The organism is Cohnella boryungensis (assembly GCF_042651945.1).
Classification (GTDB): domain Bacteria; phylum Bacillota; class Bacilli; order Paenibacillales; family Paenibacillaceae; genus Cohnella; species Cohnella boryungensis.
Map to the genome: position 1 here is coordinate 1,791 of NZ_JBHSED010000062.1, position 11,024 is coordinate 12,814.

The window sequence follows — 11,024 nt, forward strand, 5'->3', positions numbered from 1 at the left end:
AACTTCTTCGAGCTGGGAGGCAACTCGCTGCTGCTGCTCCGCATGCACAGGGAGCTGGAGAAGCAATATCCGGGCGCTCTGTCGGTGGCGGATCTGTTCGCTTACCCGACCGTATCGAAGCTGGCAGGGCGACTCGACGAGGCAGCATCGGCTGCGGTGGGCGTGCAGGTTGTTCCGATCCGGATTCCCCAACAGGCAAATTCGTTCGATCGACGTGCGCGTCAGGGAGATCTATTGCGCTTGCCGCTCGGCAACCAGACCGTTCAGCAGTTGGAACGGATCGGCGAGCTGGAAGGCGTCGACCCGGAGCTTGCGGCAATCGGCATTTGGGCCGTAATGCTGGCGCAAACTTTCCGCCAGCCCAGGTTCGATCTGCTATTGTGCGGATTAAGCGACGGCTCAGGCATCGCGTCAATCGATCTGAACGCGGTAAAGGGATACCCGGAGCTGCTTCGCGTCCTTCGGGAAACGAAGCGTCAGAGCTCGCCTCCTTACCCCGTGCTGTTGAAGCCTGAGGGAGAGAGCGCGGAATCGGGAATATTGCCGTTATATCGAGGCGGCTATGCAGCAGGTGCGCCTGCGGATTGGCTGAGCGCGTCGGGATTGACGGCAGGACTGACCGGAACCGGAGCGGAGACGGTGCTGCAAGCGGAGTATGACGCCGGAAAGATCGGCAAGGAGAAAGTCAAGGAGCTCCTGCAATCGTTCCCGCTGTGGTGCCGGCGCATGGCCGTCGAAGGACAGACGAAGGAGCAGACGGCGGCGGGCGTTCAAGGAAGGAGAGAGCTGGAATGACGAAGATCGGATTGCTGTTTCCCGGACAAGGCTCTCAGTACGTCGGCATGGCCAAAGCGCTCACGGATCGTTACGCGGTCGCCAGAAGGACGTTCGAGGAAGCTGCAGATTACTTGGGGCTCGACGTATTGAGGCTCTGTCTGGAAGGAGACAAGGCGGCGCTCACCTCCACCGCCAACGCCCAGCCAGCGATTCTGACCCATAGCGTCGCCGCTTACCGGGTATGGCTGGAGACGCACGAAGCGATCCCCGCCGTCGGCGGAGGGCACAGCCTGGGGGAGTTTTCCGCACTGGCGTGCAGCGGCGCGCTGGCGTTCGAGGATGCGGTCCGACTCGTCCGGCATCGAGGCGAGCTGATGCAGGCCGCCGCCCGAGCGGACGATGGAGGAATGGCTGCGATTACCGGGTTGACCGACGAGCGGCTGGAGCAATTGCTGCAGGACATCCGAAGCAATGGGACGGTGCTGGTCGTCGCGGGCATCAATTCGGCCCAGCAACGGGTTGTGTCCGGGCATCGGAAGGCGCTGGACGAGCTGGCCCGCCGCATCGACGGGATAACGGCCAGGCTCACACCGCTCAATGTCGCGGCGGCATTTCATAGTCCTTGCATGGCAGACGCTGCGGCACAATTAAAAATCCGCTTGGAGGCCATGGTCTATCACGCGCCTTCATGGCCGGTTCTATCCAATGTTACCGGGCGACTGCATGACGGGAACGGAGACAGGGGCTCCATCATTGAGCGGCTGACGCTCCAGATGATCGAGCCGGTTCAATGGGTCGCTTGCATGGAAACCATGCAGGCGCTCGGGGTTGAACGTACCGTGGAGCTGGGGCCCGGATCGGTGCTCACCCGGCTATGGAAATCATTTCGGCCCGGAACGGATTCTTCTTATTCCGACGATCCGCAGCTGTTCTCGCAGACGGATAAGACAGAGGCTCCCGCATCGAAACAGCAAGGAGACGCAAGGCTGGCCGATTTTCTGCCTCGTTGTCTCGGCATTGCCGTATCCACCCGCAACAATCGCTCGGAGTCCGAGGCTTATCGCCTCGGCGTGCTTGAGCCCTATAAGGCAGTGGAGCGTCAGGCGGCGGCGAGCCGCGAGAGGGGAGAGCTTCCTACGGAGGAACAATTGCGTCAAGGCTGGGACATGCTGTTAAGCGTGTTCGAGACGAAAGGCACGGAGCCTGAAGAAAGAAAACTAAGATTAACGGCATTAATTCATGAAACGGGCACAGAGCACCTGTTCACGGTGCCGAATCCAAACGATGGAGGAGTTGCGTAATGAAAGCCAATTGGTCAACTGTCGCGCGTTCGATCGCACACATCGCCCTTTATTTGTTCACATTCTGGCTGGTCACTGTATTGCACGAAGCTTTGCTCTTGCAAAATTTCCCCGATTATCGCGCATTCATGGAGCGCAACATCCCGATTTTCCTCTGCACCGTATTCGGCATCGTGTTTTTGCTGTTTTTGCTCATTTCCAAGGTTCAGCGGCTAGTGTCGAAAGGGAAAATCCCCGGAATTATCCGTACGGCCAGATTCGCCCCGCTGCCGTTGAACGATTGGTTCAAGCTTGCGCTGATGGCTCTGGGCGGCGCGCTTCTGTTCATTGCGGTCATGAACCTCTCCGGCGTTCGCAACAATACGACGCATTTCGAGGACTACATTAACGTCTTCGGCACGGCGGAGTCTTTCGTCTACGTCCTTCTGGGCGTCGGATTTCTGGCAGTGGTATTCGAGGAGTTCCTGTTCCGGGGCATCGTCTTTAACGCCTTCCGCAGAGCGATGCCGGCCTGGCTGACCGTCCTGCTGACGTCGCTAGTGTACGGCTACTTCCAGCCGTCCTTCTGGATCAGCGTCATGGCCTTTTTCCTCAGCGTGCTGTACTGTCTCGTATACATTCGCTTGAACTCCATATGGGGCTCCATCGGCATCGGGGCTTTCGTGAACTGCTTCATCATGATTGCGGACAAGCTCGGATGGGTGGATGCATTCGCCAAGCTGTCGGACGGACTGCTGCTGCTGCTCGCGGCGGCGGGCCTGCTGGTCATCGTCGGCACGCTGCTCTGGATGTGGAAGGGCGCGTCGGAGATGAAAAAGTACGGAGTAATGGTCGGGAATCTGGCCGTGTACGTCGGCATCTATTATGGGTTGCTGCAGGTGCTGGTCATCATATGGGAGCAAGCCGTGCTGCCGAAATACCCGAGTCTGGCCGCTCACGGCATTATCGGGCTGTACGCGAACGCGATTCTGGCTATGCCGCTCTATTACCTAGTGTTGAAGCTTTTCTACAAGAAAGATTTGATCGCCGTCGCGCAATTCGGCAAGGCGAGCGGCAAGGCCCATGTGCTGAATCTGCTGCTGGCCGTCTCGATGGCGGTATGGGTAATGACGTTGTTCAGCATCCCGGAGGTAATCAAGGTCGCGCCCGGCTTCGAAAATATCGTCGGCTTCTTTCTCGCGCATAACGCCTGGGTGTTTTTCTCCTTCTTCGTCATTAATTCGGTGTACAAGGAAATCCTTTTCCGCGTCTTGATTTTCAACGAGCTGAAAAGAGCGCTGCCCCTTGTTCCCGCAATGCTGGTGACGGGGATCTTCTACGGCATCCTCTTTTTCTCCGGCGACATTCCGTTGATGCTGTACGGTACGGCGGGCGCGGTTATTTTCGGTCTGATCTATGTGTGGTACCGTTCGCTGCTTCTTACGATTATTAATGAGTTCGTCCTGTTCTCCACGTATTACATTATTCGCCACAGCGGAGGGATTCCGGAAGGCGCGGTCCAGTATACGCTGCTAGGAATCAGCTCGGTCGCCATCCTCGCGCTGCTGTATGGACTGTGGAGGAGCAAATCCGCTGCATCGAGCGTTCAACGGTCGCCGGAATCCGCCAGAGTCGGAGCTTAGCAAGCGGATGCTTGCGGGACGGGAACGAAAGCAAAGGAGAGAACATCTATGGCGATAGAGAAAGCATGGTGGGAAGCGGAAGAGGAGGAAGAACTGCCGGTCTCGGTGGAAGAAACCTCTAATCGCGACATTGCCATCATTGGCGTCGCGGTACGGCTTCCGGACGCAGAGGACGTCGACGCCCTGTGGGATAGAATCTCCGGGCGGCATGACGCCGTGGGTCCGTTTCCCGAAGAGCGCCGAAAGGACGTAGAGTCGCTGCTGTCCGGAACGAAGCTCCCCGGCGGCCAAATCTCGTACTACGACGGGGCGTATCTGAGAGAGATCGATCGCTTCGACTACCGGTTTTTTCGCTTGTCTCCGAAGGAAGCGGCATTGATGAGTCCGAACCAGCGCATATGGCTGGAAACGGCCTGGAATGCCCTTGAGGACGCGGGCTACGGCGGACGCAAGCTCTCGGGCAGCTCGACGGGCGTGTACCTCGGCTACAACGGAGACGCATTTCACGATTATAAGCGGCTTATCGCCGAGCGGGAGCCCGAGTCCCTGTCCCTCGCCATTCCCGGCAATCTGTCGTCCATCGCAGCTAGCCGAATCTCGTATTTGCTCGATTTCAGAGGCCCTAGCCTGGCCGTCGACACCGCCTGCTCCTCCTCGCTCGTTGCGCTGCATCTGGCCATGCAAGGGCTTCGGTCGGGCGAATGCGAGCAAGCTCTTGTCGGCGGAGTCAAAACCTATCTGCTGCCGGTCGATCTCGGCATCAAGATTGGAATCGAATCTCCGGATTACCGGGCGCGCACGTTTGACGACGCTTCTGCGGGAACCGGGGGTGGAGAAGGGGCAGCCGCCGTGCTGCTCAAGCCGCTGGGCAAGGCGCTTCGCGACAAAGATGCGATCTATGCGGTCATCAAGGGGAGCGCGATGAATCAGGACGGCGCCTCCATCGGCATCACCGCGCCGAACGGGAGGGCGCAGGAGGAGGTCATCGTGAAGGCGTGGCAGGACGCCGAAGTCGATCCGACCACCATCGGCTATATCGAAGCGCATGGAACCGGAACGAAGCTGGGCGATCCGATCGAGATCGGAGGCATTACACAGGCGTTCAGACGCTATACCGAGCGCCGCCAGTTTTGCGCGGTCGGCTCGATCAAGACGAATTACGGGCATTTGGACACCGCGGCGGGCATCGTCGGCTTGATCAAAGCCGCCCTTGTTCTTCGACAGCGGCAGCTGCCGCCGATGCTGCACTTTCGCGAGCCGAACCGGGAGATTCCGTTCGCGGATTCCCCGGTTTATGTCAGCGACATTCTGCGCCCCTGGATTCCCGAAGGGAACGCTCCGCTTAGAGCGGGGGTAAGCTCGTTCGGAATGAGCGGGACGAACGCCCATGCGGTGCTGGAGGAAGCGCCATCCCCGACGGCGGTTGAAGCAGGAGACGGCTCCGCGCAGCCGCTGGCAATCTCGGCAAGAAGCCCGGCGGCGCTGCTGGCGCTTGCCGCGAAATATCGCGAATACGCGGAGCGCCGCGCGGATGAGCGGACGGATGTGCGCGATTTCTGCTACACGGCGAATACGGGGAGGGGACATTACGAATTTAGAGCGGCTTTGACGGTTGGGACGATGGGAGAGCTGCGGGACGGATTGCGGCGGCTTGAGCAAGAGTTGGCCAAAGCGGCGGACGAGCCGGGCAGTCTGTTTTGGACGGAAGGCGTTGCGTTGACAGACGAGAGGGGGCATTCTCTCTCGATTTGGCTGGGTAAAGCCGAATCGCCGGCAAGCGTCGGGAACGTTCCGCCAGAGGAAGGCGACGAGGCCGGGCTCGAAGCGCTTTGCCGAAGCTATGCAAAGGGCGAAAATCCGGACTGGGAGGCCTATTATGGCGCCCAGAACGTGCGAAGGCTCCATATTCCTGCCTATCCCTTCGAAAGGACGCGCTGCTGGCTGGAAGAGACTGCGGGCGCGGGCGCGCAATACGCTTACCCTTTTGGAGGCCCTGCAGGCCCGGACATCGGTTTGACGCTCAAGGAGAAGAAGGGCGTCACGCTGACGGGGCGGGAGAACGGCATCTACACGGAGTTGGAGCAAACGGTCGCCGACGCTTGGGGAAGGGGATTGGGCTTCTCCGCATTGGGCGTGGACGAGCATTATTACGAGCTTGGCGGGGATTCGATCCTCGCCTTGACCATCGTCGACGAGCTGGGCAAGACAATGGGCCGGGAATTGACCGTGTCCGATCTGCTTGGCTATCCGACGGTGCAGGCGCTGGCCGCGCATTTGGAGCAGAGCGGCATACAATTGTCGGAGTACGCTGTTGGGACGCTTGGTTCTCCGTCGACGGAAGCGCAGGTTTATCCGCTGTCCAGATCTCAGCTGCGCATTTTTCTGGGGGCGCAGCTCCCCGGCTCGGAAAGGCATCACCATATGCCGCTGGCCTATGAGGTGGACGGAAAGCTGGAGGCGGACAAGCTGGAAGAAGCGTTCCGGAAGCTGGCCGAGCGGCATGAAAGCCTGCGCACGACGTTCGAGTGGTCGGAGGAAGGAGAGCCGCGCCAGAGAATTCATCCCGCTGCAGTCATGCGGGTGGAGACGAGCAAGCTGAACGGAGAGGACGAATGGCCCGCCTATGCCGCTTCGTTCATTCGTCCGTTCGAGCTGTCCGAATTGCCCCTGCTGAGGGTAGGCTTGGCATCCGTCTCCGAAGACCGGCATCTGCTCATGCTGGATTCCCATCATTTGATTGCGGACGGCTCATCGCTGGCTCTGCTGCTTCAGGAGATGCAGGCGTTGTACGAAGGCGCGGCCTTGCCGTCCGCTACCGGAAACTATCGGAGCTATGTCGCGTGGCAGCAGGAGCAGGCCGGCAGTCCGGTCTGGCAGAGCCAGCGGGCTTATTGGCTGGAGGATGTGCTATCCTCCCCGGTACCGCCTCTGCGGCTGCCGCTCGACCGGAGCCGTCCGAAGGCAAGAAGCGGAGCGGGATTAGCACATCGCTTCACCGTTCCCCGCAAGCTGACCGAGGGGCTGCAGCGGCTCGCCAAAGAACGGCAAGTGTCGCTGCACACTGTTCTGTATGCGATCTATGCCGTCCTGCTGAAGCATTACACGGGACAGGAGGATTTGATCGTCGGCTCGCTCGTGAACGGACGGGATCGCTCCGAATTTCGGCGAATGGTCGGCGTGATGATCAATTTCCTGCCCGTACGGGTCAACGTTCGCCCGGATATGGCTTTGACGGGGCTGCTGGATCAGGTGGAACGGGTTACCCGCGACGCCTATGCGAACGGACAGTTCCCATTCGACGAGCTCGTCGAAGCGGTTGCGGCGCGAGGCGATCGTTCCCGCAATCCGATCTACGACACGATGCTTGTATTTCATAACCATGCGGCGGGAAGCGACAGACTGCAAGCCGGCAATCTGGTCTTCAAAGAATACGACCTGGAGAAGACCACATCGGCGCTGGATGTGAAGCTGGATTTGTTCCCGGGTTCGGAGGGCGAGCTCAACGGCGTATTCGAATACGACTCCGTTCTGTTCCGGGAAGAGACGATTGCCCGGATGGCCGGGCATTTCCTCGGCGTCGCCGAATGGGCCGCCAGCGGGAGCGCCGGCCTAATCGGCCAATTAAAGCTGTTCGAGCCGGAGGAAGAAGCGGAGCTGGAGCGGCGGAGATCGTACAACGATATCGCGCAGGTCGCCGACTCGGGACCGTCAATTGAAGTTCTCGTTGCTTCTACGTTTACATCTGAACCGGTTGAAAGCTCCATCGTTCACTGGCTGGAAGCGTTCGGCTACGGAGCGCGCGTGTCGTTCGCGCCGTATAACCAAATCTTTCAAACCGTGCTAGAGAACCGGCAAGGCCCATCCGGGCAGGCCAGGGCCGTCGTGCTGTTAATTCGTCCCGAGGATTGGTTGTCTCCGGGCGCCGCCGCTGCGGAGGACCGTCTGTCCGCGCTGGAGTCGGAGCTGGAGAATCTGCTGCTCCTGCTTGATGCGAAGGACGGCAGCGAGGCTTACTTTATCGGATTGCTGCCCTTTTCGCCGGACGGACCGCTGCGCGGGGTTTCCGATTCGGAGGAGCAAGCGTTCCGCGAGCGCTGGTCGGCGAAAATATCAATGGCGTCCGACTATATTGCGGCGCTGGATTTTGCTCCGGCGGCCGAGCGGTATCGCGTCGTGGAGATGGAGGATAAGATTGCGAACGAGGAAGGACAGATTCCCTATACGCCGGAGTACTTCGCGGCTATCGGGACGGTGACGGCGCGTGCTTTGGTCGCATGGCGGCAGCATCCGTTCAAGGTGATCGTCGTCGATGCGGACAATACGCTGTGGCGGGGAGTCGTAGGCGAGGACGGAGCTGCGGGCATACAGATCACTTCCGCGTTCGCGGCCTGGCAACGGCTGCTGCTCCGCAAGCGGAACGAAGGCTTGCTGCTGGCGCTCTGCAGCAAAAACAACGAATCCGACGTGTGGGATGCGTTCGAGCAGAATGGAGACATGCTTCTGCGCAAAGAGCATTTCGCCGCATGGAGAATCAATTGGCAGGCGAAGTCGGACAACCTCCGCGAGCTGGCGGAAGAGCTGAATCTGGGGCTGGACAGCCTGATCTTCGTCGACGATAACGCGGCGGAATGCATGGAAGTGATGTCGCGTCTGCCGGAAGTGCTGACGCTGAGGCTGCCCGAGGAAGAGACGACCGAATTTCTCTCGCATGTGTGGGCATGGGACCGGCTGCGCGTCACCGAAGAGGATCGCAAGCGGGCGAGCAGCTACACGGCCGAGCGGCAGCGCAAGGAGGCCGCCGTCCGGCCGGGCGAATCGCTGGAGGACTATCTGCGCGGGCTTAGGATGAAGGTAAGCTTCCGTCCGTTATCGTTCGAAGAGACGGAGAGAGCGGCTCAGCTGTCGGCCAGGACGAATCAGTTCAATCTGAATGGCGTGCGCAGGTCGGCGGCAGATATCCGAAGCGGACTGTCGCGAGCTTCGGAGCGTCATTGGATCGTCGAGGCCGCCGACCGGTTCGGCGATTACGGACGCATCGGTTATGTGTCGGGTAGCGTTCGCGATGAGACGCTGGTTATAGATACATTTCTGCTCAGCTGCCGTGTGCTAGGCCGCGGCGTCGAGCATGCCGTATGCGCGGGCCTGACGCAGTATGCGCGGAAATGCGGCTGCAAGGCTTTGCGGGCTCGGTTCCGCCGGACTGCGAAAAATCGTCCGTTCGAGCAGTTTCTCGATCAAGTCGGATGGCTGACCGCAGAGGCCGCCTCTGATCGGGAGGAGATCGATTGCATCCTTGCTGTAGACCGGATTTCAGAGGCTCCGGCCCACATCCTGTTCTATGACGGAGAACCCTACGAATCGGAGGAAGCAAGCGAGCTGACGGCCGCTTCCGCGGAAGCGGCAAGAGCCGAGCGCCTTCCGTCCGCCTCGCTGGCGGCAAGCGGCGTCCGCGCTTCGGACCGAAGCGGGTGGCTGCTTCCGAACGAGCGCGAAGAAGAGCTCCGGCATCGAGCCTACTTGCTGCCGCTGCGTTATTCGGAAGCCTCGGGCATTGCCGCAATGGAGAGAGTACGTACATCCGGGGAAGGCTTGCAAGTGAGAAGCGCACCTCCTTACGCTCCACCGGTTGGCGAGACCGAGCGCGCAGTTGCGGAATTGTGGGAGAAGCTGCTCGGTGGCGGACCTTACGGCCGCGACGATCATTTCTTCGATGCCGGAGGAGATTCGCTGCAAGCGGCGTCGCTGGTCTCGCTGTTCGTTCGGACGTTCGGCGTTCGCGTAACGCTGGTCGACTTGTTCGATCAGCCCCGCTTAAAACAGATGGCATCGCTCGCAGACGGTCAAGGCGGGATAGGAACGTCGTCCGCGGCGTCGGGAGGAATTCCCCGGGCCGAGCCGGCGGAGCTGTACCCGGTATCGCCGGCGCAGCGAAGGATGTATTTCCTGCAGCTTTTCGAGCCGGAAGGAACCGCATACCAGATTCCGTCCGCGCTGCTGTTGACCGGAGAGCTGGATCGGGCAAGGCTAAAGCAAGCCTTCATGCGTCTGGCGGAGCGGCATGAAGCGCTGAGAACCTCGTTCGAGCTGAATGAGGGCGAGCCGGTTCAAAGGATAAGCCCCGAGGCGGTCTGCGTCCTGGAGGAGAGCGAGGCTCCGCCGGAAGGCGAGGCGTTGGAAGCGGCGCTGCGCGAGTTCGTCCGTCCGTTCGACCTGCGCCGCGCGCCGCTGTATCGGGCAGGCTTGTATCAACTGGCGGAGGATCGGCATGTTCTGGCGTTCGATATTCATCATATTATTGCAGACGGCGTATCCGTAAATGTGCTGACGGAGGATCTGATGTCCTTCTACGAGGTGCGGGCGCTTCCGGCTCAAGCGATTCAGTACAAGGACTATACGATGTGGCAAGGCTCGGAACAGGAGTCCGCCAGGCTGGATAGGCAATTGGAGCAATGGGTCGCGAACTTCCAGGGCGCGGTGCCCAAGCTGGAACTGCCCGCAGACTACGCGCGTCCTGCCGTCAAGGGCACGCAAGGGGCTCAGACGATCGTACATCTGGACGCGGAGCAGACAGCAAGCTTGAAGCGTCTGGCCAAACGGACGGACTCGACGCTGTTCATGGTGCTGCTGTCCGCATACGGGATATGGCTGTCCAAGCTGTCGGGACAGACCAGCCTGGTCGTCGGCACGCCGACGGCGGGGAGAAATCATCCCGATGCCGAGCGAGTGGTCGGCGTATTCGTCAATCCGCTGCCGATCCGAATCGCGCCTGATCCCGCGTTGACATTCGAGCAGGTACTGTCCGCTGTCAAGGAAGAGGTTCTGGGAACGCTTGATCGCCAGGAGGCGCCGTTCGAGACGCTTGTGGAACGGCTGCAGCCGGAGCGGGACCTGGGCCGCAACCCGCTGTTCGATGCGATGTTCTCGATGCTGAACATGGCGCATGCGGATCTGAACGCCTCCCGACTGAAGGTAGAGCCCCTTGCCGTCGATTACGGCGTCTCCCAATTCGATGTCGGACTTTACGCGATGGAGGAGAACGGCGGCTTGACCTTGATCGTCCAATACGCAACGGGGTTGTTCCGCAGCGAGACGATGAGACGGTGGGTGAAGGGCTTCGTCGCCCTTGCGGAAAAAATCGCGCAGACTCCGCAAGCTGCATTGTCGGGTATCAGCCTGCTGACGGAGGAAGAGCGCAGACAAGTGGTGGAGACGTTTAACGCCACAGAGGCGCCGTTCCCGTCCGAGCTGACGCTGCCGGAGCTGTTCCGGCGGCAGGCGGAGCGGACGCCGGATCGCATCGCGGCCGTCTTCGGCGCGGAGCGGC

General features: G+C 60.4%; 4 protein-coding genes. All 4 read left to right on the forward strand.

What is annotated here, in order from left to right; genetic code table 11:
- A partial coding sequence (locus ACFO1S_RS23685) for an acyl carrier protein (protein ID WP_378127698.1) occupies positions 1-795 on the forward strand: 795 nt, incomplete at its 5' end.
- A complete protein-coding gene (gene fabD / locus ACFO1S_RS23690; RefSeq protein WP_204606380.1) occupies positions 792-2,078 on the forward strand; it encodes an ACP S-malonyltransferase in 1,287 nt (428 codons plus the stop codon). The genes ACFO1S_RS23685 and fabD, both read left to right, overlap by 4 nt.
- A complete protein-coding gene (locus ACFO1S_RS23695) occupies positions 2,078-3,700 on the forward strand; it encodes a type II CAAX endopeptidase family protein (RefSeq protein WP_204606381.1) in 1,623 nt (540 codons plus the stop codon). The genes fabD and ACFO1S_RS23695 overlap by 1 nt, the downstream gene beginning before the upstream one ends.
- A gap of 48 nt (positions 3,701-3,748) precedes the next feature.
- A partial coding sequence (locus ACFO1S_RS23700; protein ID WP_378127699.1) for an HAD-IIIC family phosphatase occupies positions 3,749-11,024 on the forward strand: 7,276 nt, incomplete at its 3' end.

Bases quoted from the DNA above. Each gene is read 5' to 3' on its own strand.
- fabD (WP_204606380.1), top strand. From the start codon at position 792: ATGACGAAGATCGGATTGCTGTTTCCCGGACAAGGCTCTCAGTACGTC.
- ACFO1S_RS23695 (WP_204606381.1), top strand. From the start codon at position 2,078: ATGAAAGCCAATTGGTCAACTGTCGCGCGTTCGATCGCACACATCGCC.